The organism is Bacillus sp. FJAT-26390 (assembly GCF_001682865.1).
In the GTDB taxonomy this organism is placed as follows: Bacteria; Bacillota; Bacilli; order Paenibacillales; family Paenibacillaceae; genus Pristimantibacillus.
Window position 1 is genome coordinate 54766 of sequence record NZ_MAQX01000011.1, and the last position, 25453, is coordinate 80218.

At 48.1% G+C, this 25453-nt stretch carries 27 protein-coding genes; 8 read left to right on the top strand and 19 right to left on the bottom strand.

Annotation, left to right across the window (positions count from 1 at the left end; translation table 11 throughout):
- Positions 1–58 precede the first annotated feature (58 nt).
- Genes A7975_RS11935 through A7975_RS11950 form a run of 4 tightly spaced genes read right to left on the bottom strand, consistent with a single transcriptional unit; the run spans position 59 to position 4267 of the window.
- Positions 59–790, bottom strand: a complete 732-nt coding sequence (locus tag A7975_RS11935; protein ID WP_141680280.1) for a hypothetical protein — start codon at positions 788–790, stop codon at positions 59–61.
- Complete coding sequence (locus tag A7975_RS11940; RefSeq protein ID WP_065385242.1) at positions 787–1353, bottom strand: PilN domain-containing protein; 567 nt, start codon at positions 1351–1353, stop codon at positions 787–789. Before A7975_RS11940 ends, A7975_RS11935 begins: the two co-directional genes overlap by 4 nt.
- Positions 1353–2456, bottom strand: coding sequence for a type IV pilus biogenesis protein PilM (gene pilM / locus A7975_RS11945; RefSeq protein WP_065385243.1), 1104 nt, complete (start codon positions 2454–2456; stop codon positions 1353–1355). The genes A7975_RS11940 and pilM overlap by 1 nt, the downstream gene beginning before the upstream one ends.
- A gap of 29 nt (positions 2457–2485) precedes the next feature.
- Positions 2486–4267, bottom strand: coding sequence for a hypothetical protein (locus A7975_RS11950; protein WP_065385244.1), 1782 nt, complete (start codon positions 4265–4267; stop codon positions 2486–2488).
- Between the two features lie 73 nt (positions 4268–4340).
- On the opposite strand from A7975_RS11950, the gene A7975_RS11955 reads away from it, so the two are divergent.
- Together A7975_RS11955 and A7975_RS11960 are read left to right on the top strand one after the other, a co-directional pair.
- Positions 4341–4796, top strand: coding sequence for a type IV pilus modification PilV family protein (locus A7975_RS11955; RefSeq protein WP_065385245.1), 456 nt, complete (start codon positions 4341–4343; stop codon positions 4794–4796).
- Positions 4797–4814: 18 nt separating this feature from the next.
- Positions 4815–5312, top strand: coding sequence for a prepilin-type N-terminal cleavage/methylation domain-containing protein (locus A7975_RS11960; protein ID WP_065385246.1), 498 nt, complete (start codon positions 4815–4817; stop codon positions 5310–5312).
- 3 nt (positions 5313–5315) lie between these two features.
- Here A7975_RS11960 and A7975_RS11965 read toward each other — a convergent pair whose 3' ends face one another.
- From A7975_RS11965 to A7975_RS11985, 5 genes are all read right to left on the bottom strand, one after another.
- Complete coding sequence (locus A7975_RS11965; RefSeq protein WP_065385247.1) at positions 5316–6089, bottom strand: prepilin peptidase; 774 nt, start codon at positions 6087–6089, stop codon at positions 5316–5318.
- A 65-nt stretch (positions 6090–6154) separates the two neighbouring features.
- Entirely contained in the window at positions 6155–6508 is a 354-nt protein-coding gene (locus A7975_RS11970; RefSeq protein WP_065385248.1) for a type II secretion system protein, read from the bottom strand.
- Between the two features lie 243 nt (positions 6509–6751).
- On the bottom strand, positions 6752–7963 hold the full coding sequence (locus tag A7975_RS11975; RefSeq protein ID WP_053376946.1) for a type II secretion system F family protein: 1212 nt from the start codon (positions 7961–7963) through the stop codon (positions 6752–6754).
- A gap of 33 nt (positions 7964–7996) precedes the next feature.
- Positions 7997–9034 (bottom strand): type IV pilus twitching motility protein PilT, encoded by a 1038-nt coding sequence (locus A7975_RS11980; RefSeq protein WP_053376947.1) that lies wholly within the window; start codon positions 9032–9034, stop codon positions 7997–7999.
- Between the two features lie 32 nt (positions 9035–9066).
- Entirely contained in the window at positions 9067–10734 is a 1668-nt protein-coding gene (locus A7975_RS11985; protein WP_053376948.1) for a GspE/PulE family protein, read from the bottom strand.
- Between the two features lie 404 nt (positions 10735–11138).
- Here A7975_RS11985 and A7975_RS11990 point away from each other — a divergent pair, with 404 nt between their 5' ends.
- Complete coding sequence (locus A7975_RS11990; protein WP_053376949.1) at positions 11139–12359, top strand: MFS transporter; 1221 nt, start codon at positions 11139–11141, stop codon at positions 12357–12359.
- 202 nt (positions 12360–12561) lie between these two features.
- On the opposite strand, the gene A7975_RS11995 is transcribed toward A7975_RS11990, so the two are convergent.
- On the bottom strand, positions 12562–13191 hold the full coding sequence (locus A7975_RS11995) for an O-methyltransferase (protein WP_065385249.1): 630 nt from the start codon (positions 13189–13191) through the stop codon (positions 12562–12564).
- 145 nt (positions 13192–13336) lie between these two features.
- Between A7975_RS11995 and A7975_RS12000 the strand changes: the two genes are divergently transcribed.
- Entirely contained in the window at positions 13337–14482 is a 1146-nt protein-coding gene (locus A7975_RS12000) for a THUMP domain-containing class I SAM-dependent RNA methyltransferase (protein WP_065385250.1), read from the top strand.
- 24 nt (positions 14483–14506) lie between these two features.
- A complete protein-coding gene (locus tag A7975_RS12005; RefSeq protein ID WP_065385251.1) occupies positions 14507–16540 on the top strand; it encodes an LTA synthase family protein in 2034 nt (677 codons plus the stop codon).
- 48 nt (positions 16541–16588) lie between these two features.
- Here A7975_RS12005 and A7975_RS33640 read toward each other — a convergent pair whose 3' ends face one another.
- From A7975_RS33640 to racE, 9 genes are all read right to left on the bottom strand, one after another.
- Complete coding sequence (locus A7975_RS33640) at positions 16589–16783, bottom strand: hypothetical protein (protein ID WP_141680282.1); 195 nt, start codon at positions 16781–16783, stop codon at positions 16589–16591.
- Positions 16759–18198, bottom strand: a complete 1440-nt coding sequence (locus A7975_RS12010; protein WP_065385252.1) for a PDZ domain-containing protein — start codon at positions 18196–18198, stop codon at positions 16759–16761. Before A7975_RS12010 ends, A7975_RS33640 begins: the two co-directional genes overlap by 25 nt.
- An 86-nt stretch (positions 18199–18284) precedes the next feature.
- Positions 18285–18584 (bottom strand): hypothetical protein, encoded by a 300-nt coding sequence (locus A7975_RS12015; RefSeq protein ID WP_065385253.1) that lies wholly within the window; start codon positions 18582–18584, stop codon positions 18285–18287.
- Complete coding sequence (locus tag A7975_RS12020) at positions 18547–19161, bottom strand: DUF3990 domain-containing protein (protein ID WP_065385254.1); 615 nt, start codon at positions 19159–19161, stop codon at positions 18547–18549. Before A7975_RS12020 ends, A7975_RS12015 begins: the two co-directional genes overlap by 38 nt.
- Before the next feature lie 101 nt (positions 19162–19262).
- Entirely contained in the window at positions 19263–19487 is a 225-nt protein-coding gene (locus A7975_RS12025; protein ID WP_065385255.1) for a YuzB family protein, read from the bottom strand.
- 37 nt (positions 19488–19524) lie between these two features.
- Entirely contained in the window at positions 19525–19827 is a 303-nt protein-coding gene (locus A7975_RS12030; RefSeq protein WP_053377886.1) for a heme biosynthesis protein HemY, read from the bottom strand.
- A 42-nt stretch (positions 19828–19869) separates the two neighbouring features.
- On the bottom strand, positions 19870–20112 hold the full coding sequence (locus A7975_RS12035; protein ID WP_053376958.1) for a hypothetical protein: 243 nt from the start codon (positions 20110–20112) through the stop codon (positions 19870–19872).
- Between the two features lie 86 nt (positions 20113–20198).
- Positions 20199–21083 (bottom strand): M14 family metallopeptidase, encoded by an 885-nt coding sequence (locus tag A7975_RS12040; protein ID WP_231637554.1) that lies wholly within the window; start codon positions 21081–21083, stop codon positions 20199–20201.
- A 131-nt stretch (positions 21084–21214) separates the two neighbouring features.
- Positions 21215–22024, bottom strand: coding sequence for a glutamate racemase (racE, locus tag A7975_RS12045; RefSeq protein WP_065385256.1), 810 nt, complete (start codon positions 22022–22024; stop codon positions 21215–21217).
- Positions 22025–22305: 281 nt separating this feature from the next.
- On the opposite strand from racE, the gene A7975_RS12050 reads away from it, so the two are divergent.
- From A7975_RS12050 to A7975_RS12060, 3 genes are all read left to right on the top strand, one after another.
- On the top strand, positions 22306–22758 hold the full coding sequence (locus A7975_RS12050; protein WP_065385257.1) for a MarR family winged helix-turn-helix transcriptional regulator: 453 nt from the start codon (positions 22306–22308) through the stop codon (positions 22756–22758).
- Between the two features lie 47 nt (positions 22759–22805).
- On the top strand, positions 22806–24446 hold the full coding sequence (locus A7975_RS12055; RefSeq protein ID WP_065385258.1) for an MDR family MFS transporter: 1641 nt from the start codon (positions 22806–22808) through the stop codon (positions 24444–24446).
- Between the two features lie 194 nt (positions 24447–24640).
- Positions 24641–25447, top strand: coding sequence for an SDR family oxidoreductase (locus tag A7975_RS12060; protein WP_053376962.1), 807 nt, complete (start codon positions 24641–24643; stop codon positions 25445–25447).
- Positions 25448–25453: the final 6 nt, after the last annotated feature.

A 25453-nucleotide genomic window follows, 5' to 3' on the forward strand; every position in this document is an offset into this window, starting at 1 on the left:
TCCTGCATCCAGCCTGGAGCAAGCGCTTCGTTATTTTACCATATTCAACCTGCTGCGTTCATCTTGCTTCGCTTAATTTCAAACTTGGGTATTTCGCACGAAGCTTGCTCATCGCATCCGTGTCGCCTACTTTAGAAGGTTTCTCTAGCTGAAAGGCTTCTGCTAATTGCGGCATCGTATAAAGCTCGAACGTAATCGACAACTCGTACACCGGTTTGGTTTTGTCCATATTCGGATTGTTGAACAAAAAAGGATAAGTTGACGCTACGTTATCAGGCTCAAGCCATGTCAGCTTCCATGTTGGCGCTCCGATTATCGGCTTATGGTTTTGCAAATTGTTCAAATAAAACAGCATATGATCCAGATGGCCAACCACTTTAACATCAAAGGAATCAGTCTGTATATTGGGATCCTTTGTTTGATTCGTTTGGCCCGTTTCCGGCTCTTTCTTCAAAAAAGAAACGAATTCAAGCTTGGAATCCTTAGCAAGCTCATAGATGGTCGTTAATTCCTTGGAGCCTAAGCTCGCAGCAGGCAGCTCGGACAATAACGCTTCTTTTTGCTCGGCAGTTACCTGCTCGGTCGTCGTAAATTGCTGCTCTGCGCCTTTGAATTCAGATATCTTCATATTAAGAACGATTCGTTTCGTTGCAACATTGGTTAGCTGCGGCAAAAATAGATATACCAAGACGAACACATTGAGCACGACACAAATACCGATGATGATAATGGTAGGCAAATGTGATTTCTTTGCAGGCTGCTTCGACGGTTTGAATTGTAAATCCATCATTCGCTCACTCCTTTGCTTTCAGCGAATGAAACCTGCAGCAGCATTTCAAATACGGTCATTTTGCCGCCTGCTGCGTTGTTTTCCTCAACTTTGTTGGTATATGAACCAAACTGCACATTGCCTAGTTGCGGGCTGGCTTCAAGCTTTTCCAAATACGTTACCGATTCAGCATAAGCTTTGAAGTTGATCAGCATGGTAAGCTTGTCCTTCTCCGAAGCTTCTATGAATACTACTTTTGCGCTACTCGGCAAGTACCCGATTATGGCTGCGAGATAAGAGATGTATTCGGGACGCTGCTCCTTCAACTGGGAGAGGGTAGAAGACGCTGAATGAAATTTATCAATTAAGTCTCGGGACTGCCCTTCCTCTTTCAATTTTATGATCTGGGCATCATAGGAACTTATTTGCTGTTCAATCTCGTCTTGATTTTTTGACCACACCAAATATAAGGAACTCTGCAATACAAGAGCTACAAATGCGACTGCGATAACGACTAGAATCGTAATATAGGATACACTTCGCTCTTTCTTCGGTTTCCCTGGCAATAAGTTAATCGATTTCATCAGTCGCTCCCCCTTAAAGCTAGGCCCAGCGATACTGCATAGGAGGATACGCTCCAGTGAGCTGAATGGTTAGCAACTTCCAAGCTCATCCAATCGATTGCAACAATCCGCTGCGTCATCCGTTGTTCCAGAGCCTTTACTAAAATCTCCATATTCGCAATGCTGCCTGACACCATGATGGAGTCGAATTGGACATTTCCCTTGTTGAGCGTATAGTAATAAAAATTCATTAAGCGTTCAATTTCAGAAATAAGATCCTCGGCCGCAGAAACAAATGTGTGTTCGGGACTAGTGAACTCTGAGATCCATTGGTTATTGTCTTCGGTTGTATTTGGCTGCAGCGCCTTAAACGAAATCTCCACATTACGCGTAATTTTGAAAATGCCATCTTCTACGATCGTCAGCTCGCTGTTTGCTTCGTTTACATCCAACAAAATCGTGAGTCCCGTTGACTCGATCGGACTCTTCTCGAGCAATCGAAGTATCGAGAATGGTTTAATCTCGTAGCTGCGCGGCACTAGCTTTAGAGATGCGAACATCTCCGAATATTCCCTTAGCATGTCCATTGGCGCTGCTACAACAAGAACATCGCATAAATGATCCTCGGAAGGCTCCTCCGTTTGCTCCGGGCTTGCGCCCAAATTTTTGTTTAACAGCTTTTTGAGCATTGAAGGCCGTTTTTCCGTCTCTTTCGCAACCTTTTTCGGCAATTTAATAAAATCATAATGAGGATGTTCAAACGCTACTGCCAGGTTGTTTTTAATTTCAAACTGTACGAGCTTTTTAAGCTCATGGTGCGAGAGGTCCGGCAGCTTTAAATTCCGTACCATCACCATTTGGCTCGGAATTGCAAAATGCACATTTTTCGAACTGAATTTATGCTCGTTTATTAGATTCTTAATAGCCGTATGGAGCAGCTCCATATTGAGAATCTTGCCATCGCGTACGATTCCTTCTTGAAGCACTCCAGTCGCATATTTGAGGATGTGAGGCACATCCTTTCGTTTGCTCTCCGTCTCGCAAATTTTTATATGGCTGTCTGTGATCTCAAGACCAAGCGTTTTACTGCCTATTTTCATTTGACGCAATATGGATTGAATCAACCTAATCCTCCTCTGCGAGTGCGTGATGTCTAAGATTTCGTAATACAAATGCTTTCTTGCTGAGCTCCGGAATTAAGGTTGTTTATATACCAGGATTGTGAATAGTTAGAGTAGAACGTTGTCACTCCTCCGATATAAAAGCCCTCCATTTTATTAAAATGCCAATCCTTCTCTAAGGCTTGAAAATTAGCATCTTGGAATACGAGCAGCATGCCGTCTATCTGGAGCCCTCCGTCAATCCCGTAAGGATTAAAGCTTAGATTCGATTTCGTAATCATATTTTCGCCAATATGAATTAATTGCTTCGTATCGTTAGCGAATGTAATGTCTCCTCGTGCGACAAAAGATCGGCCTACGATAAACGCTTTCTCGATGGTGTTCGTAAATTGCACTTTTCCGCCTACAATAATATGCTCGTTGATGTTCACGTTATAAACGGTGTTGTTGAACGTCAAATCGTTTTTGACGAGCAACGATCCTCCAACATTAAAGTAATTTTGAACCGTGCTGTTGAGAGAGAGCTTATCGCCGATAATGACATTTTTCGTTACCTTGAACGCGTAAACCGTATTGCTCAGGGTAACCGCACCCTTAGCAACCATTTCCCCTCTAACTTCCCACAAATGGATTGGATAGGTGGAGCTGGTTGTTCCGCCGAGGATAATGTCTCCGTGAACAATGAGCTTTTGCAGCGTATTGCTCATTTTCAAATTGCCGTTGATGATGAGATCTCCTTCAACGACAATGTTGTCGATATCGCCGTTGTAACCAAAGTCGACATCGCCGCGAACGTATACGTCTCCTCCAAATACAATTGATCCGGCAGAAGTTGTATCCCTTACTCGAAGATTGCCGCCAACCTTAACATTCCCGGCAAATTTAACTTCGCTTTTGATAATATCCGTAAAGTCTAGATTGCCGGTTGCCGTTAACGCATTCCCATTCGAATCCGAATTGACCAGCAAGGCCTGCGTAATATTTTGCGAGCTGGTTCCTCCGATATTTACCGTACCCGTATGATTAACCGCAGCTCTTGATTGCGAGATCGAAATTGCGCCCGATGGCGTTGTATTGCTCAGTGCCAAAGCTTTAGCGAGTCTTGGATCCGCAATCTTATTTGAAATGGCTAGAGTGGCAGCATTTAGATAGCTATCTGCCGTAGCACCAAACCAGTTGTTGAACTGCGTCTGTGTATAGCTGTTTTTAAAATATTTGTCCGGCAGTGGCTCGCCGACAGGCGGCGCATAATAACATGCGGCAAACAGCTTATTATGTTTGTTCGGTGTAGTTGTGTTGTCTTTCACAAGCACCTTCTCCGTAACGGTCGATGGCGGCGGTGTCGGGATCATCGGCGTTGGCGTTACGATTGGCGTCGGGGTTGGCATCGGCGTCGCTGTTGGTTCTGGCGCGATCTGTCCTAAGTTATAACGCACCTTATCATTGCGCTTAAGCTTGTCATAACCATCATCCGCTGAGAATAGTACGGCAATCGGATTATTTGAACTGTCAGATTCGATAGTCAATTCAGCATGCAGGTCGTTCATGCCATTAACAGCAGCAACAAGCTTCTCGACCTGTGCTTTTGTATTTATTACCCCTTTTATTTTCGATTCCTCATAGAGTCTAGCAAATACGGTCATTGCCGAATGTGCCTTAGTGAATGCAGCCTCTTTATTGCCATTTGTCTTCGCTTGAAGCAAGCCAATATTCGTACTCATAGCAAGCGGAGCAATGACTAAGGCAATCATGACAATGAATCCGAAAACGAGCATAAGCGTGCCGCCTTTTTCTGATTGAAAACATTTAAACATTGCGTTTTCCTCCTACATCAGTTTATTCTATGAGTAAATCTATACGATTACTTTTAATAGATAGGGGCCTAAGATGCGAAATCAAAAGGGATTGACGCTTGTCGAAGTGCTTGGCTCACTCGTACTGTTAGCAATCGCGGTACTCGGAATTACTTACATTTTGCAGCAATCAACGATCAATACTAAAATGAATGAAAAGATTGACCAATCCGTCGTTATCTCTCGAAATGTAATGGAAGAGATTAAAGGAAATTTAAAGTCAACTACTCCAACGATTTCGATTTACGAGCAAAATTTATCGCTTGCCAACATTCGAAATCTATCATCAGCGACCATCTATTATCCGAATGCGGCTGACAAACAATATTCGCTCCGTATCCAATCCTATCCGGGTTCGCTTGAAACGGTGCAGCTCGATAGTGTCATACTCAATCCGAACGACTATTTCAGACGCGTTACCATCGTTTGCGAAGAGCTTGCTTCTGCCAAAAAATACAATCTGGAAGCATATATTGAATACAAATCATAGGATTGTGTGGTGTACAAGATGCAGAAGCTGCAAAATAATGAAAAAGGTTTAACGCTGGTAGAAGTGCTAGGCGTGCTTGTACTAACTGCAATGATTTTGAGTTCGTTAATCTACCTGCTTAATTATACAAACACGAGTCTCAACCAAGTTTCTGGACGAGAAGATGTGATGCAGCAGTCGCGGGATACCGTGAGTCATATTGTAAATACCGTCCGGAAAGGATTAATTCCTACGCCGCTTAACGGCACATCCAACAATTTGTTTTTAAACGGCGTCAACGGTCAGTACGCCCAGTATAACTTCAACAGTTCAACTCATACTCTTGAAGTCGTGTACCGCCTAGCAAAAGAAAATGGCACGCTTGCAGCTTCGCCGACCAAGGTCGTGCTCTCCGATCACGTACAAAACATTCGCTTTGACGCAAATAACGGCAAACTGCAAATCACGTTAGTCATGCAGCTTCCTAACAACTCAACTAAAGAAATCTTAACAACCGTATATACGACGCAGCGCTAATTGTTACATACTCAGTAACGATAAATACCAATCAATCAAACCGTCCCCCCAATAATACGCCGCTAACGCGCCTGCGGCGATATAGGGACCGAACGGTATCGTTTTGCCTCTGGAATGAGCTCCTGCTGCGATCAAGGCAAGCCCTCCGATTAATCCAAATAAACTGGCGAGAAACAGACTGAGCAAGGTAAGCTTAATGCCTAAGATCAAGCCTATAAACACATATAGCTTGATGTCGCCCCCACCCATCGTCTCCTTCTTTAATACCCAGCTTCCAACTATGCCTATGACTAACAAGGCCCCGCTGCCGACAAGAGCAGCGATACCGTAATTCAATAACGGAAGCGGATGAACGAATAATCGAATGCATACTGCACCGACTACACCGGCCGCCACCACTTTATTTGGAATAATCATATCGGTTAGGTCTGTTTGAACGATGATGACGAGGATGCTTATGAAGAATAATACTGCGAGTAGTTCGAGCTTCCAGCCTATGTGATACGCAGCGTGCGCAAAAAGAATAGCCGTGATGAGATCGCTTATGGGATAGCGCCAAACGATCGTTTTGCGATCAGCTGTATTCTGTAGATTGGAGAGTAGAATAGGGATTAATGGAACAACCGCAAATCGCTTTGGCTTTTCCTGTTTATTCAGTTGGTATATTGGTGGATAAACAGATAGAAACCGGCTATCCCATTGAATAGCAATAGCGTTAAATACACCACCGAGAAGCAACCCAAGAAGCGCGAATGCGATTATAGCTGTTGCGGTCATTCTATCCCTTCCTTGCTTGAAAATTTATAGAAAGGCAACCATCAAAGGTTGCCTTTCTATACTTGTCAGGTATTCAATGTTACTGTCCATTTATTTCCTGTAAGTGTCGCGGTGAAGGTTGACTTCTTTTTAGAAGTATCTTGCCACACTGGGTCAGAATTTAGATAACCCTTAGCAACTAACTCTGTTGAAATGCTTTTAGCAGTGACCGTTTCATTTAAATTTTCATCAACTACATAACGCAAAACAGATTCAATGATCATTTGATCAGTTGCAGCATCTGCTTTTTCTTTTGATTTGTTAATTGTCCCACTAATAGCAGGAATAGCAATCGCTGCAATAATCCCCACAATAACTAACACCGCAAGCAACTCGATAAGTGTTAGACCCTTTTGATTCCGTTTTAATGCCATCAACATAAACATTCTCCTCTCAATTTTCAAAGCTTATTTAAAAAAGTAAAACCAATGAAATGCGCAGTCTAAGTTCCAGCAAACAGATGCTATTCCTTATAACTGCTACTGCTTACAACCGCTATTTACCCTAAACGACTAACTGGTAATCAATGGGATGCGGCTTGATAAAGCTATTATTCTTTCAAGCAGCTCTGAGCAAGGGGTACATCTATGCTCAGAAACAACCTGCTTACTGCTTTCTGATGCTCATAAATAGCTCTGCATCATCTTAAACGTAGGCATCATTACAGCCATTACGATGACGCCGACTACTCCAGTTAGCAAAACAATCATAAGCGGCTCTAGCAGCGCCTTCAGACGATCTGCCATCTGATCGACGTCCGTCTCGTAGAAGTCGGCAACCTTATCCAACATGTTTTCAGTCGCGCCTGAACGTTCGCCGATGGCAATCATTTGTACGACCATAGGCGGAAATAGGTTAGATTGCTTAAGCGGCTCCGACATCGGCTCTCCGCTCAGTACCTTCTCCCGAATGTCCGAGATGACTTTGCCCATTGCCTCATTGCCCACGACATTCGAAACGATGGACAAGCCCTGCATAAGCGGAATAGCCGCGGCAATCAGGGAGCTAAACGTCCGTGCGAAACGGGCGATAGCTTGCTTATGCCATAATGTGCCGAATACCGGGATTTTGAGCAGCCAATAATCCAGCTTCTGTCTCCCGGCAGCTGTGCGCCGGATAAGCTTCCATACTAAGCTTGGCACAAACATTGCCGCAATTACGATATACCAGAAACGCTGCATGAACTCACTAATCCCCATAACGATCCGGGTCGGCAATGGCAGCTCGATGCCCATTCCTGCAAAGCTGGTTACATACTGCGGAATAACAAACAGCATCATAAAAATAACGACGAGTACCATCATCACGAGCATAACCGTAGGGTAAACCATCGCCGACTTTACTTTCTCTCTCGTGTTGCGCTCCTTCTCAAAGAAAACGGCTAGACGCTCAAGCATCGTATCCAGGTTCCCTGCCACCTCGCCCGCTTGAACCATACTGACGAAAATGGGTGAAAATACGGTAGGGTAAGCGGATACGGACTCAGAGAACTGCTTGCCGCCCCGCATCTCTTCAGCGATCGCTATAAGCAATTTGGACAAGGTTTTGCTGTCGGTTTGGTCGCTCAATATCTGAACGGATTCTACTAAACTGACACCCGCTCGGTACATCGTAGCCAATTGGCGGCAAAATACCGTAAACTGATCCATTTTGACACGCGGACCGCCAAACGAAATATCCTTGTATAACGTCGTATCGTTCGTATCCAATATATCCGTAACCCACAAGCCCTTCTCGCTCAATGTCTCGCGTGCGCGCTGCATCGTGCTGGCCTCAAGAATTCCGATAGACTTCTTGCCACTGGAAGTAACCGCTTTGTACCGATATTTCGGCATTATACCAACTCCATAACAAATCAATTGTTTTGCTTAAAGCTCGCCGAATCCAAATAGAGCCTCGCGCGCATCTTCTAATTTAATTTGACCCTGCTGGACAAGCTCCCTTAAGGCATACTCCATCGTCTGCATTCCTAGCGCCTTGTTCGTCTGCATCACAGAACGAATTTGAAAGATTTTCTCGGTACGGATAAGGTTGGCGACAGCTGGCGTATTCACTAGCACTTCAAAGGCAGCGATTCTTCCTCTGCCATCGGACTTCGGCAAAAGACGCTGCGAGATGACTCCGAGTAAAACGGCGGCAAGCTGTATTCGTATTTGAGCTTGCATGGCAGGCGGGAACACGTCAATGATGCGGTCGATCGTTTGCGGTGCGTCCGCAGTATGTAAGGTTCCAAATACAAGATGCCCGGTCTCTGCTGCGCTAATTGCGGTACTGATAGTCTCCAAATCACGCAGCTCGCCGACCAATACAATATCCGGATCCTGCCGCAGCGCTGCTCTTAGCCCATGGGAGAAAGACGGCGTATCCAGGCCCACCTCTCGCTGATTGACCATCGATTTTTTATGATCGTATATAAATTCGATCGGGTCCTCCAGCGTAATGATATGGGCATTTTCCGTTTTGTTCAGGTGATCGATGATCGATGCCAGCGTGGTAGACTTACCGCTGCCCGTTGGTCCGGTTACAAGCATCAAGCCTTGCGGCTTTTTCGCGAATTCAGCTGCAATAGGGGGCAGCCGCAGCTCCTCCATCGAAGGAATGCGGCTAGGCACGATACGGATCGCTAGCCCAACGCTTCCACGCTGCTTATAAGCGTTAATACGAAATCTAGCAAGTCCGGCAACTCCGTAAGAAAAATCGACGTCACCATTTTGCTGAAGCGCCTCATAACGTTCGTCCGTCATAAATTGCTTAGCGAGCTCAAGCGTTTCACTCGGCTTTAACAAAACATCGTTAATCGGCTTTAATTCCCCATGTATTCGAAAAATAATTGGCGAGTTTACGGTGATGTGGATATCGGATGCTTGTTTTGAATGAGCTAAATAAAGCAATTCCTCCGCTTGCATAAGCAGCACCCTCCCTGCTGAACACTTGCCTTTTATTCTCCTTGCCCAAGTACGCGGAACACTTCGGTCACCGTCGTGTGGCCTTCTACTGCTTTCCTTAAACCATCGGCCAAGATCGGAATCATGCCTTGCTTAAGCGCATGCTCGTAATATTCGTTGTCTGATCGTTTAGAAATAATCAAAGATCGAAGATCATTATCGACGAGCAGCACTTCGTGAATCGCAAGCCTGCCTTTATATCCGGTACGCCCGCATTCTCCGCAGCCTGCGCCTTTGTACAGATGATCCGTTCGTATGCCGTGGCTGGAAATAAGCTCTAATTCCTTGTCTATCGGCGTATATCGCTGCTTGCAGTGCGTACAAATCCGTCTCACAAGCCGCTGTGCAACGATACAATTGACGGCAGACGAAATCAAGAAGGGCTCAACGCCCATATCTATTAATCTAGTAATCGAATTAACGGCGTTGTTTGTATGTAATGTACTAAGGACAAGATGTCCGGTCATTGCGGCCCGTACCGATATTTCAGCGGTCTCGGAATCGCGAATTTCTCCAAGCATGACGATATTCGGATCCTGCCGCAAAATAGCCCGCAGTCCCCTAGCGAACGTAAGTCCGCTTAGCGGATTAACCTGTACCTGATTGACACCCTCTAGCTGATACTCGACCGGGTCCTCAATCGTGATAATATTGACGTCATCTTTGTTTAAGTGGGCAAGCGCAGAATAGAGCGTCGTCGACTTTCCACTTCCCGTAGGGCCTGTTATGAGTACAACACCGTACGCCATTTCAATGCTTTTGCGAAAAACCTGCTCGTTGCGCTCGGATAATGCTAATTTAGAAATATCGGCCAGCGAATTCCCTAAATCCAATACACGAATAACAACCTTCTCGCCGTGAATCGTTGGCAATGTCGATACCCGAACGTCAACTTTTCGAAAATCGATATCGAGCTCTACTCGTCCATCCTGGGGAAGGCGCCGCTCGGCAACGTTCAAATTAGCCATAATCTTGATGCGGGCGACAATAATGCCATGCATGTTAGGCGGCAGCATTCGTTCGGTTCTCATTACGCCATCCACACGGTAACGAATGCGGAAGCTACCATCCTGCGGGTCCAAGTGAATATCGCTTGCTCCCATTTGAACGGCTTGTACAATGACCTGATTGACGGTTTTCACGACAGGAGAATCCTCATCCTGAATGGCGTGATCCTCGTCTATATCTTTTAGCTGCAGGTTCTGGCTGATCTGCTCGATCGTATCCTGCAGTCCATAATAGCGGTTAATAGCACGAACAAGCTCTTCTTTGGAGGCAATGACAGGTTCAATGCGAAGACCAGTGGCGATTCGTATCTCATCTATTGCGAAATAATCCAGCGGATCGGCCATGGCCAAAATCAGTTTATTGCCTTCCATCCGAATCGGCATGACACAATGCTGATCTGCTAGCTTTTGAGAGATAAGCTGAATAATTTTAGGATCTATCTTCTGGCGATAGATTTGCACATGCGGTATGCCAAGCTGAAATTCTAACGCTTCAATAAATTGCTGCTGGGTTATGTAACCTTTGGAAATCAAAATATCGCCGAGCCTTGTCTTTAATTCCCGCTGCTGAATTAACGCCTGCTGCAGCTGTTCTTCCGTAATTACGCCAGACTCGACTAGCAAATCTCCTATTCGCTTACGGGTACCTGACATAATTCATCACCAACTATCAATAGATTTGCAAACCATGTTGAAACAGAGATAAGGTGAATGAAACTTGCTTTAATTAAAACAAGTTATATAATCCCTGTCAATGACTTTTGACCTATATATTCCGTTTTCTGGATAAGCATAATTTCCTATTTATAATAGTAATATTATCCATGTAGTATTAATGTACTAAGGAAATCATTCCCATGTTAAAAATAGTAGCGTTATGTGTCGAATAACACTTTTATTTTACTACATTTCAGCTGAAAATGGGCTTAAAATTTTCTTTTTAGAAATTATTCTTCATTAATATAATAAAAATAAAAATAAATATTGTCGGAAGCGCTTTCGATTTTGGTCAAGCTCGCTTGAGGAAATGGACATTAAAGTTATGCTATACTCAGCTTATGGAACAATGGAAAAAAAATCTGGTTGTGTTGTGGTTCGGACAGTTTCTCGTTATGGCTGGGATGACGATGATCATTCCGTTCCTGTCCCTTTATCTGCAATTTGATTTGGGCTTATCGGATAAGCATGAGATCGGTGTTTGGGCTGGATTTATTTTTGCCGGAAACTTTGTTACTTCGTTTATTTTCCAACCGATATGGGGTAAAATGGCCGACCGTTACGGTCGCAAAATGATGCTGCTTCGCTCAGGCTTCGGCATGTCGATCGTTATGGTATTGATGGGCTTCGCCACCAACCCTTGGCATTTGCTTTTGCTTCGCATGGTAAATGGTACGATTTCCGGCTTTAACCCAGCCTCAATCGCTCTGATCTCGGCAACAACGCCAAAAAATCGAATGGGCTTCGCGATGGGAACGATTCAATCCGGGGGAATTGCGGGTACGATTCTTGGACCATTCATCGGCGGCTTAATGGCGGACACGATCGGTTTCCGCCCAATTTTCTATCTAACGGGGGCTTTGCTTTTTGCGGCTTCTCTTCTTGCCTTGTTCGTTGTAAAAGAACCTTTTGACCGGATGAAAGCAGCTGCTCGCATGCAGGCCTCCGTCATTGAAGGCTTTCGGAAGCTAAGCGGAATTCCGCAGCTTACCGCATTGTTTGCTGTCACCTTCCTCATCCAGTTCGCGATGATGAGCCCGATGACGCTCATTCCGCTCTACGTGCAGGAGCTTCACGGCACAACCGCTAACCTTGCTTTTTTTGCCGGCTTTGTCGGCTCGGTTACAGGCCTCTCCAATTTGGTGGCCTCACCTCTGCTTGGCAAGCTTAGCGATCGAATTGGCGCGGAGCGTGTGCTTGGGGTCGCGCTTGTCGGCGCCTCGCTTGCTTTTATCCCGCAGGCTTTGGCCGGAACGGTCTGGCAATTGCTAATTGCTCGTTTTGTGCTCGGTATTTTTCTTGGGGGGCTTATTCCAGCGGTAAACTCCCTTATTCGCAAATACACACCGGACGGCATGGAGAGCCGCTCGTACAGCTTCAACACCAGCACAATGAGCCTCGGCAACATGATTGGCCCGATCACCGGCGGTGCTCTCTCCGGCTGGATCGGCATTCAAGGCTTGTTCCTCCTATCCGCGGTCATGCTTATGGTTAACGCAGGATGGGTATGGCAATCGCTGCTGCGCAAGCGACCACAGAAACAACCAAGCAAGGACGGCTGACGCCGTTAAATAGTAGTGGCGAAGCGGCGTGAGAGAAATCCATTCTCTTGCGCCGCTTTTCTTATTGAGCGTTGAAGCCAAATTTCGCTGCTCCTCGGCGTTAAGAGCACATACGTGCCTATCCCCCTTCCCTTGCCAAATAAAAAAAAGCACCAACCCACTTCGGCGAACATGAAGTAGATCAATGCTTTTCAACTTACGTTTACTTGACGATTGCAATCGCAAGTCCGTCGTAACCGGGCAGCACCGTGCTCTGCAGCCGCTCGTCTGACGCGATTGTCTCATTAAAGAATCGCACTGCGCGAACCGAAGGCCCCTCTTTCGCCGGATCGGTCGTTCTGCCACGAAGCAAAATATTATCGCCTACGATAATGGCTCCCGGATTGGCAAGTGCGATGGCATAATCCAGATAGATCGGGTAGCCTTCTTTATCTGCATCTATAAAGAAGAAATCAAACTTCCGGCCAGCAGACTTCAGCACCTCCAAGCTTTGCTTCGCATCGCCAACCATATACTCGACCTTGTCCCCTAGGCCAGCCGCTTCCATGTGTACCTTGGCTAGGTCTGCATAGTTTTGCAAAAGCTCTAGCGAAACTAGTTTTCCGCCCTCTCTCAGCCCGCGTGCCAAGCAAATGCCGCTATATCCGCCAAGCGCCCCAATTTCGACGATATTGTCAGCTTTCGATAACGATACTAGCATCGTGAGCAGCCTTCCGTAGCCGTCGGCAACCGATATATCCGGCATTCCGTTTGCCGCTATTCCTGCTTTTGCGCGTTCCAGATCAGCATCTGCCCCATAAAGCGAATCTACATATTGTTCGTTCAGCAACATTATTTTTCTCTCTCCAATTTTACAATTTGTAATAACAACCTAGTTTGTCCTATACTTGATTGTATGTTTTTGTTCACGGGGTTACAAGCTTTAGCCTTTAATGCGACGCTCATGTCGCCAAGAATTGATGAAAAGAGAGTGTAAAATGGAAAAGTTACAGCTAATCGCAACCGCGCCGATGGGTCTTGAGGCGGTTGTCGCACGCGAGCTGAAGGATCTTGGCTATACCGATCTTCAAGTAGAAAACGGACGCGTGAATTTCACAGGCGGTCCGATCGATATTTGCCGCACCAATCTTTGGCTGCGCACCGCTGGCAGAATTCTTATTAAAATGGGAGAGTTCCCTGCAACTACGTTCGACGAGCTTTTTGAAGGCACGAAAGCGCTCGATTGGCCGACGTGGATTCCGAATGACGGAGAATTCCCCGTTAATGGCCGCTCGCAAAAATCTCTGCTAACAAGCGTGCCAGCTTGCCAAAGCATCGTTAAAAAAGCCGTCGTTGATAAAATGAGCGAACGCTACGGCACCGAGTGGTTCCCCGAAGACGGCGGACGTTACGTCATTGAAGTCACGCTGATGAATGACCGCGCGATGCTTACGCTTGATACGACCGGCGACGGCTTGCATAAACGCGGCTATCGTAAAGTAGCTACCGAAGCTCCGATTCGGGAGACGCTTGCTTCTGCTCTCGTTCAGCTTAGCCGCTGGCGTCCTGATCGGCCGCTTTATGATCCGTTTTGCGGATCCGGCACAATTTTAATTGAAGCAGCTATGATCGGATGGAATATTGCACCAGGACTTCGTCGAAACTTTAATAGTGAGGGCTGGCCGCTTATTCCGAGTGAGCTATGGGAGGAAGCGCGTGACGAAGCCTTCGATTTAGTGAAGGACGATATCCCGCTCCAAATCGCCGGCTCCGATATTGATCCCGGCGCAATCGAGATCGCTGAGGCCGCAATAAAGAAAGCTGGCTTCGGCAAAGAGATCAAACTTTCCGTCCAGCCTGTCGCCAAGGTGAAGCTGCAAGGCGATTATGGCGTCATTATAACGAACCCGCCATATGGCGAGAGGCTCGGCGATGACGTGCAGGCAGAGGCGGCGCTTCGCCAATTCGGCCTAACGGCGCTGCACTATCCGACATGGTCGTATTTCTCGATTAGCCCTTCAACAACGATTGAGCATTATTTCGGCCGACCCGCCGACAAGAAGCGGAAGCTGTTCAATGGACGGATTGAATGTAACTACCTGCAATTTTTCGGCCCGCTTCCCCCTCGCGGAAATCGGCATTAACGGAACAGGAAGGATATTTCACTTATGTTATCTACCAGGCAAACGCCATTACGCCACGGCATGAGCACGGCTTTGATATGGCTTGAACGCTTTAAAGCTATCGATCTGCTGCTATTTGCTGGCGTAATGCTTGCCAAGATGTATTTGTTTTCGGAAATTCTGCATGTCGCCAATATGAAAATGACCGGCACAGACGCGCTGATTGAGCTTGGCTCCATTCTGCTCTTCAGCTTCTGGACCATTTGGCTGCCCGCGCGCGGGCGAATCATTTCCCTTATCGCACTAAATGTGATCGCATCTATCGTTTTATATGCCGATCTCATTTATTATCGTTATTTTCAGGATTTGATCTCGGTTCCCGTGCTGCTTCAATTCAGCCAAGTCGACTCGCTCGGCGAAAGCATCGGAACGCTGCTTCGCGCGAAGGATTTTCTGCTTTTCCTTGACTTTATTGCCATATTGCCGTTTGCGCTCTATGTGATCTGGAGAGGCCGCGGCGATCTCCGGAGGGCAAGTGAGCATCGCAGAAGGACGGCCATTTGGCAAAAAGCAGTCGTCCGCATCTTACTGAGCGCCGTTATATTTACAATCGGCTCCTCACTTGTATTCACGAATGTGAACGAAGCCAAGCGTACATGGGGGCAGGGCATATTTGACGGCAATTGGTGGAATCTGTCCATTTACAATGTCACGGGAGCGCTTGGCTTCCACGGCTATGACGTTTACCGTTATGTGAAGCAGAACTACCTGGATGCTCAGACCGTAACCGCGGAGCAATCGTCGGAAGCTCAAAAATGGATCGAAGCGCGCGGCGTTCTCCGCGGCTCGCTTGAGCAGGACACGCTATTTGGGGCCTATAGAGGCAGCAACGTCTTGATGGTGCAGCTTGAAGCGTTCCAAAACTTTATGATCAACAAATCCATTGGCGGACAAGAGATTACGCCTCATCTTAACGGTCTGATCAAGCAAAGCGCGTATTTCAGTCAGTTTTATCATCAAACGGCCCAAGGAAGAACGTCTGATGCCGATTTTACCGCCAACTGCTCGATGCAACCGGTAGCGAACGGTTCCGTCTTCATCCAATATGCGCCCAATGCGTTCGACTGCATGTCCAAAACCTTGAAGGAAAACGATTATGGCACATCCGTTTTTCACTCCTATGAGGGCGGCTTCTGGAATCGGAACATTATGTACAACAATATGCAATACGATCAGTTTTACAGCTTGAAGCATTTTACGCTGGATGAGAAGATCGGCTGGGCGCTCGGGGACAAGTCTTTCTTCAGGCAATCACTCGATGTCATATCCGAGCAAAAGCAGCCCTTTTATTCGTTTCTGATCACGCTATCCAGCCATCATCCCTACACGATGCCGGCAGCGGAGAAAAAGCTTGATGTTGGCGAGCTAAAAGGAACGATGATGGGCGATTACCTGCAGGCGATTCATTATGTGGATGCGGCGCTTGGAGAACTAGTCGATCGGCTGAAAAAAGAAGGGCTCTGGGACAACACCATACTGGCCATGTACGGGGATCACGACAATTCCATTAAGGATTGGTCGCTGTTTGAGACATTCCTTGGCAAGGAGCTTAACGAGCTCGAGCGCCAAATGATTTTGAAGCAGGTGCCTTTCCTTGTTCATTTGCCGGGTGACGAGCATGCTGGAACCTATACGCAGGTTGGCGGACAGCTTGATGTTACGCCTACGATTATGCATCTGCTCGGCATTTCGACGGCTGATCAATATTTGATTGGAACGCCGCTTCTAACCGACAAGCCCCTTTCCGGCAAAAAAATCGTGTTAAGAAACGGTGCATTTACTGACGGCACCTTCTACTTCAAGCCTTCTAGCGATGGTGTCGCGAAGAACGGGACCTGCTGGAACATTCAAAACAACGCTCCGGGCGATCTTAACGCATGTCTGGACGAGTACAAAAGCGCACGCACCGAGCTGAGCATGTCCGACCAAATCGTCATGAACGATTTAATCGATGACTTCAAGGAGCAAAAAGCTACGGAAGCACGCGCCAATAGCGACCTAGTGACCGCACAACGATAGCAAATGCAGCTTAATAGATCGCCTAACCGGCTATTTGACCAGTTTGAGCTAATTCCGCTGTACCAACTGCAGCCTGTGCTCACCAATCGGTAGTTTCTCAGCATTGTATTGCAGAAGCTGCCACGTATCCGCGTGATGAAAGAGCCGAATGTCGGATGCGCGCGCAAAAAATAAGGGCTGACCCACCGTGTCAACAACATGGCGGGTCGGCCCTTTATCTATTTCCCGTGCTGCGCCAGCCATGCGAGCACATCGTCGATCGTCTTCACCGGTACGATGTTCAGATCTGGCGCGCCGCTGCGAGCCTCTGCTTCTTGCTCCTCCGGTACAAAAAACACATCGGCGTCCGTACGGCTGATCGCGTAAGCCTTCTGTTTAATGCCTCCGATAAGGCCAACGGAGCCATCCGGTTCAATCGTACCCGTACCTGCTACCTGATTGCCATTCGTAACGCCGCCAGGCGTCAGCTGATCGATTAACGCCAGTGTCAGCATCGCGCCATGCGACGGCCCTCCGATATGAGCCATGAACCTTTTATAGCCGATGCTCCGAGGGGTGTCCAAAAGCAGCTCCGTTTGTACCGAAATACCGAATACAGACCGCTTAGGATCATCCTCCGATGCCTTTGTTTTCACTTCAACCTCGGCAGCTTCCTTACCTCTTCTCAGCGTAACGGCTACGGAATCGCCTGGCTTAACGGCTTTTCCCATATAGTCTGTCATGTCGATGATCGAACGAACGGCTTGTCCGTTAAGCTTATCAATGATATCGCCTGCCTGCAGCCGCTTATCGGCCGGGCTGTCCTTCACGACGGCAATCACTCTGACGCCGTCCGCCGTTATGCCTTTCCCTACTCCTGCCTTTTGCATCGCTATGGCAGCAGCCAAGCTGTTCGCATCGGTCTTCATGTGAACGACCTGCGCATACGACTCCGTTAGCGGCGGCTCGTCAGCCGGAATTTTCTCAAAGCTGTACAGCGGCAGAAGTCTCGCATACAACCAATCCGCCGGTACCGCCGGCCTATCGAATACGAGAACGCCGTTAATCGTGCCAACCTCCTTGCCGCCTTCCACATGCGCATACCGATTCATGTTCAGCGTCATGCCTGGGTAAGTTACCCGGTAGCCTGTAGGGCATAGCAAAACCAGTAACAAGACGATCGTAGCAAGCAAAGCGGCTGCGCCTCGCTTTGGCAGCCATCGAAGCCTTCTCCCAACGATTGAATGCCGCCCCTCAGCTTCTTCCAAGCTCACCAGCTTCGCCGCACGCACGCGCTCCAAGCCTTCGCTAAGCAGCATATCCTCAAATACAAGCGGAGCCGCAGCGCCAATGATCAAGAGCAGCTGAAACAGCTTCTCCGGCGCAAACAGCACGAAAGCCGCGCCGATAATACCCAGCCCGGCTATTATGATCCGCAGCAGCTGCAATAAAAGAAAAAAGCCCATCCTTCTGCGCTGCTGCCACGCGCCTAACAAAGCGCCGAACGCCCAGCTGAGCGGAACGAGCGCAAGCACGTTAAACAGCCGGTCTATCATTTCGATCCATTGCATGCCACCGCCCGTTCTAAGCGGTGCCGGCAGCCAAATCAGCTCTGCCGCAACCAAGCAAGCTAGCGCAAGGGCTAGTCCAAATAGGTAATAACGTGCTGGCTTCAGCATCTTTTGTTCCTCCTAAGCTTCCTCTGACTAGCATATGCCTAAGCCGTAAAACAAACAAAAGACCCGACGATCCGTATCGCGGGGTCCTACTTCGTTTGCAAATATTGGCGCTCTTCCGATCCGATGCCTCTGTCTCTCAGCTCGCCCTTCTCTATATCCTGAATACGTTCAAGCCACTGCGAAGGGGGATGATTCATCCGGCGCGCACGATCGAGCAGCTGCGCGTATTGACCGCAATGATCATAACCTCCAAGCTTGCGCACAACCTCGATATATTCGACAACAAGCACTCTTGCATCAGCCGGCGTGTAACCATATTCGGCTGTTAACGCCTCTACAATGCCTCGCTCATACAAGCTTAACCTGACCTGCGTTTTCACTTTCATGATAGATCCACCTGCTTCCCGTATAAATATGGTAGCCGACAAGTTTCAAATGAGCTTCCCAACGTTCGGAACAAAAGACGACCTGATTGCCAAGCCGCAGCGAGTCCAGCTTCGTGCCTTTGCGCGAAATCGTAATTTGTTCATAAAACCAATGCTCATCTTTATTTAATTGTACTGCTTTATGTACGATTTTTCCAGTGTCATTGTCCGCCATCGGACCAATTATAATGTCCGGATGGGCTTCGCAAGGATCGCTTCCTTTAACCGCCGCCTTACGGTGAGCATAGATAAAGGATGCCCATGCCGGCGAATCGGAGAGGAACAGCAGCGGCTCTACCCGCTCCGGCACCGACGTCAGTTCAACGACCAGCACGCAGGGACGGCCTCCATCCCATGACTCCTTCGCCGCCTTATGCGACCATTTGCGAGCCTGCGCAATGGATATCGTCGTATAGAATCCCTCGCCAAAATCTTTGCCTGGCCGCCAATATGGCGAATTCAACAGCTTTTGACTAAACGATTGCACCGTATCGCTTGTCGTGCCGTGATATAACAGCTGCGGCGTCGTTATGTCCACCCTCGTGCTCCTTTCAAATGGCAATAGCCTCTATTTGCGCAAAGACCCTACGAATAAAGCTATCGCAGGGTCCTGTTGTGTGTTCAGCCATATAAAATTTTTTATTTCTTGATAAAGGGAAGGATCTTCTCGATCGCTTCATCCTCGGATGCCGCCTTAATATAACGGCCGTTAACAAATATGAATGCGTAACGGGCACAGGGCCCGCAGTAAGACTTGCAGCCGACGCGCACTTCCGTGTCGGGCACCAGCTTTTGCAGCTTAGGAACAATTGATTTCATCTTCATATGCTTGCATTTGTCGCAAACCATTATATCGTTAGCCATTATTCAACTTCCTATTTCAACCGGATTCGGATATTGCTTAGTGATCGCCGTGGTTGCCCTTGGTTGGATTCGTAACTGCAAAACCTTCTTCTGGCACATAGAAATAATCGATGCGAACGCCGTCTAGAAAAGCGTTGTCCTTCTCCAAAATAACGTCGATCCCTTTGTCAGTCGTTACGACCTCATCCTTCTCCGTTGGCTCGTCGATGCCCATGCCGTAATGCGCATGGTCTCCGTGCGAATGCGTAACGTAGATACGAAGTTTTTTGCCTGCATTCTCAGGCTTGTCCAGCTCTACTTGAATAACTTTTGCAGCGTTTTTGGAAATTTTGCAGTTCATCATTTATCCAGCTCCTCTTATCGTTATGCCTTGCGGCAATGATCATAATTTCATATTATACTTGGTCTCCATTCTACGGGCAAACCATTCCGCAAGCAGCATCGTCACCGCGATATCATCTATCGGCAAAAACGGCAGCGGAAGCACATCAGGCAATACCCAGTAAAGGAAAACAGGCACGGTAAAAATCAGCTTGTCCAGCATAGATACGTTCTTAGAACGAAGCAGCTGGAAAATTCGGGCAAACGTCCGCTGCCAATGGCGCAGCGACAGCATTTTACGCATCTGAATCCCACCTTTGCTGATCTTTTCCGATTATTATAGCATATCCATGTCCGTCATACCTACTCCCCGCAAACGGCGGGCAGCCGCTAAAGACGAAGCGCCTCTAGCAGCAGCGGCTGCAGTTCCATATAAATATTGTCAAAGTTGCCCATCGGCAGCGGATTCTCGCCAAAGCCGGCTTCTACCGTAAAGCCCGGTCTGCGAAAATGCTGAATAAACCAATCCTTGTAACCTGCGTCGCTGCCCGTCAGCTTAACCGGCTCATAACCGCTAACGCGGCCTAGCCTGCGTGCAAGCTCCTCCGCTTCTGCCGGCTCAAAATCGCGATAGTTCCAGTAAATCTCCCGTCCTTGCGTATGCAGCGCCATGACAGCGTCGAATCCGATCGTTTGCGTAAAACGGGCCATCGCCATCGCCTCTGGCTCGCTAAGCGGATACGGCCCTGGATAGTCTCTCGGACCAGGTCCTGCTATCCCTCTGCGCTTGCATTCCTCCTCCCAGAACGCCGGGAATTGATCGTTCAAATCAACGCCCCTTACGTTCGCTTTCCAGGCGCTAAACTGCTCAGAGCCTCCGTTCCATTCCATTAGCTGCCTGTAAAATGGATGCGTAGGCGCCGCGCCAAATTGCGCGAGCTCGACTCCATCGGGATTTACCATCGGAACAACCCAAAGCGTCACCTTCCTGCACAGGTCATCCACATGCTGATTGCCGATTTTGTCGCCGCTGCAATAGGCTGCTGATAAATCCGCGACATACCGCATAAGCAAAGCAGAGGTTATCCATTCGTTTGCATGAAAAGAGCCGTTCATATGGATACGGCGCGGGCCGTTGCCGCAGCGAAGCGCTAATATCGGCTTGCCCATCACGCTATGTCCAATAACATGCGCCGATAAAAAAGGATATCTTCCCGTCAGCTGCCTCACACCCTCTGTTAAGTCCACGTAGCCGTAGGTTTGTAAGGAGTACACCGCAATCGCCTCCTGCTGCATCGATTTGTTCCTATCATGTTATGCGGCGCCGCACTTGTCCTATGAAGCGAAATCAAAAAAAGAAGCCAAGCCCGCTCAGGGCCCAGCTTCGGTGTAACCGCGTATGATGCTTATACGATATTCGGTATTTGCCAGATGACGGGCGTTAGCTCGATCTGCTTGCCCAGCCACTGCTGCGTAATGGACTGGAACATTTGGGGATCGCCGCTGCAAAAAAACTGATGTAACGGAATCTTGTCGCCCCGCGACAGCTTGCTTTGTTCATGTAGGATCATGCTGATCTCGCGCGCCGTTTCATCTGCCGAGCTGATCAATTTGACATTTGGGCCCATCACCTCGGAGATCGTCTCCGACAGAAACGGATAATGCGTACAGCCAAGAATTAACGTATCCATCGAATATCCTCGCAAATGCCCAATAGAGCTGCGCACCGTCTCATACGTTTCAAGAGACCGGAACTTCCCCTTCTCTACCAGAGGCACGAACCTCGGACACGCCAAGCTGATTACCTTCACCTGTGGAGAAAGCTCTCGCAATGCCTGCTCGTATGCGCCGCTGTTGATCGTGCCTTCCGTGCCGATAACGCCGACGCAGCCCGTGACCGTCAGCCCGATTGCCGCCCTGGCGCCAGGATTAATGACGCCTACAACGGGGATCGCCACTCTAGAGCGTATATCCTCAAGCCCGGCAGCGGTTGCTGTGTTACATGCTATAACAATCATTTTCGGATTAAACTGTATGAGATAATCAACGATCTCTCTCGTAAAGCGAACGATCTCCTCAGAAGAACGTGGGCCATAAGGCGTCCGCGCCGTGTCTCCGAAGTAAAGGATTTTTTCGCGCGGTAGTTGGCGCATGACTTCTTTGGCAACAGTAATGCCGCCTACGCCTGAATCTAGTATCGCAATCGGTTGCTGCACAAACACACCGCTTTCCTAAACAAAGTGTAATGAATCGAGACAGAATAGCATATGAAAACAGGCACAAAAACGTACCTCTATCTTAGCGCAAACTCGGACAAGGTTCAACGAAGTTAAAAGCCCAAAACAGCATGCCTTGCGCTTCTTTTTCACGACCGGTCGGGCTGCCAAAAATCAGCGTTCCGTGAGCTTTATTTTCTTGTTGACAACTTAAATGTATATAACTTAATATTTAAATGCTTTAACTATTAATTACTGAACAGAAAAAGAGGTGAACCCATATGCAGCCGCAGTCTGATCCGACTTCTGAGCTTATCGTAGAACGATTCCATAGAGCCATGATGACAACCCATCGCAGGCTTGGATCACTCATTTCGCAGAAGCTGGACAACGACTTGACCGCTCCCCAGTGCTTTATTTTGGGCATTATTTCGAACGAGCAAAACATTACCGTATCCCGTTTGGCCGACAAGATGGAAGTGAAACCAAGCGCCATTACGGTGATGCTCGATCGTCTTGTGAACAACGGCTACGCCGAGCGCATCCACGATTCGAAAGACCGACGCGTCGTTCTTGTTCAGTGCACGGACAAAGGAAGCGAAGCGCTGCTTCGTATAAAAGGTGATGTCCAGGCTTTGATGAAGCATCATCTGCGAGAGATGGACCAGGCGGAAATGCTTCAATTCGTACAAACATTTGAGAAAATAGCAGCCGAGCTTTCGAAGGACAATTAACGCGCCGCGAAGCGACTGACTAACAGAAGAACAGGAGTTAAACACAGATGGAAAACACAAAACAAGCGGCGGCACCGCTACCTTCATCCGATTCCGGCAATAAGCGCGGCTTATTGATTATCGGATTGCTCATTGCGATGTTATTCGCAGCGCTTGACGGCACGATCGTCGGCACCGCGATGCCAACTATTATTAGAGAAATGGGCGGCTTAGAGCTGATGGCATGGCTGACTACCGCCTACATGCTTACCTCAACTACGATCGTCCCGATCGCTGGCAAGCTCGCCGATTTGCTTGGCCGGAAGCTCGTTTACGTCAGCGGTATTATTATTTTCATTATTGGCTCGGCGTTATGCGGCTTGGCCGGAAATATTGAACAGCTTATTATTTTCCGCGCGATTCAAGGTCTTGGCGGCGGTATTATGATGCCGATGGCGATGATCATTATCGGTGACTTGTTCACAGGCAAGCAGCGTGCCAAATGGCAGGGCGTTTTTGCAGCGGTATTCGGCCTCTCCTCCGTGCTTGGCCCGCAGGTTGGCGGCTGGATCGTCGATGCTTGGGACTGGCGCTGGGTCTTTTACATCAACTTGCCCGTTGGTATCCTTGCAACGATTTTGATTGCAATCTCCCTCAGCGGCAAAAAGGCAGAAGGCCCTGTCAAATTTGACTGGCCAGGTATATTCACCATGGTTATCGGGGTAGTCAGCCTATTGCTTGGCCTATCGCTTGGCGGCAGTGAATTTGACTGGCTTTCTTGGCAAATCATCGGCTTATTCGTTCTAGCCATCGTATCTTTGACGGTGTTTGTCCGCATCGAAGCAACGACAGAAGAGCCTATTTTGCCAGTTAAGCTATTCAAAGACAGAACCTTTACGATGATCAACGGAATCGGCTTCTTTATGAGCCTTGGGATGTTCGGCGCTATTATGTTCGTGCCGCTCTTCATGCAATGGATCGTAGGCATTTCGGCTTCCGAGTCGGGTACCGTTATGATGCCCATGATGATTTCCATGATGATTTTCAGCGTGATCGGCGGTCAAGTCGTTTACAAAATCGGCGTACGCTTGCAGCTCGCAATCGGTATGATCGTTGTAGCAGCCGCATTTTTCCTGCTTACAACGCTCGACGCATCGACGGCTAAACTGACCGCATCATCCTTCATGGTTATTTTGGGTATCGGAATCGGGCTTGTTATGCCGCTTCTCACGCTCGTCCTTCAAGAATCGTATCCAAAATCGCAGCTCGGCGTCGTTACCTCCTCCAGTACGTTCTTCCGTCAGATCGGCGGTACGTTCGGCATGACGCTGCTGGGTGCTGTTATGAACATGCAATCGAGCAGCCATTTGAAGGAACGGCTCGTTCCGCTTCTCGGACAGCTGCCTGAGGAAGCGAAGCAATTCGCGGATCAAACCTCGGCAACCGTTGCTTCAAATCCGCAAGCCGTTTATTCAACGCTGCTTGATCCGAAGATGTTGACGCAATTTCCGAAGGAGCTTACCGACAAAATGGTGCCCGTCGTAAAATCAACGCTGATCGATTCTCTGCATACCGTCTTCTGGGTTGGGTTAGTATTCATTCTAATCGGAACGGTCCTTACGCTGCTGCTGAGAAACGTAAAGCTTGTCCAACAGACGAAGGAAGAAAAAGCAGCCGCAGGCACAGAGCCTCAAGTCAATCATATGTAATAAAAATGATTCACCTACGCGCCTTATGCGCGTCAATAAGGACCACGAATGGCTACGTTAAGTAGCTTCGTGGTCCTTTTTTGCTTTATATGCGAATCGGCTGCTTGTTTCGTTAGCTCGATATCGGGTAAATAGCATTAAAACAATTACACAGCGTATGTTAAACCTTTTTTATGAATAAGGAGGAATTTTCGATGACAAATAATCAATTCCCCGTCGGCCGATTGCAAGGGAAGGTTGCGCTCATTACGGGGGCAGGCTCCGGAATAGGCAAAGCAACCGCATTGAAGTTTGCGAAGGAAGGCGCTGACCTGGCCCTTCTTGATGTCAAGGAAGCTGAAATGGAAGAGGTTTGCCGCAGTGTTCGCCTCTATAACGTAGATTGCCTTGCGATCGAGACTGACATTTCGAATGAAATTCAGCTTGCAAACGCCTACCGGCAGGTGGGGGAACATTACGGTAAGCTCGATATCGTCTATGCCAATGCCGGCATTAACGGCGTATTGACACCGATCGAGCTTATGGACTTCGACGATTGGAATACGACGCTGCAGGTAAATTTGAGCGGAACCTTCCTTACCGTTAAGCATGCGATCCCTTTATTAAAAGAAAAAGGCGGCAGCATCCTGATTACTAGCTCCATTAACGGCAACCGCGTATTTTCCAATATCGGATTTAGCGCTTACAGCAGCACCAAGGCGGGACAGGTTGCATTCGCCAAAATGGCAGCGCTGGAGCTTGCCAAGTACAAAATTCGGGTCAATGCCATCTGCCCTGGCGCTATTCAGACGAATATCGAACAAAACACCGAGCGGACGCCGGAGCTGGAGCGCGTAACGATTCCCGTTGAATATCCCGAGGGCAGCCAGCCGCTGGAGCATGGGCCAGGAAGCGCCGCGCAAGTGGCCAAGCTGGCATTGTTCCTTGCTTCAGAGGAATCGAGCCATATATCAGGTACAGCCATCTTCATTGACGGCGCAGAATCATTGCTTCGCGGATAACGCTTA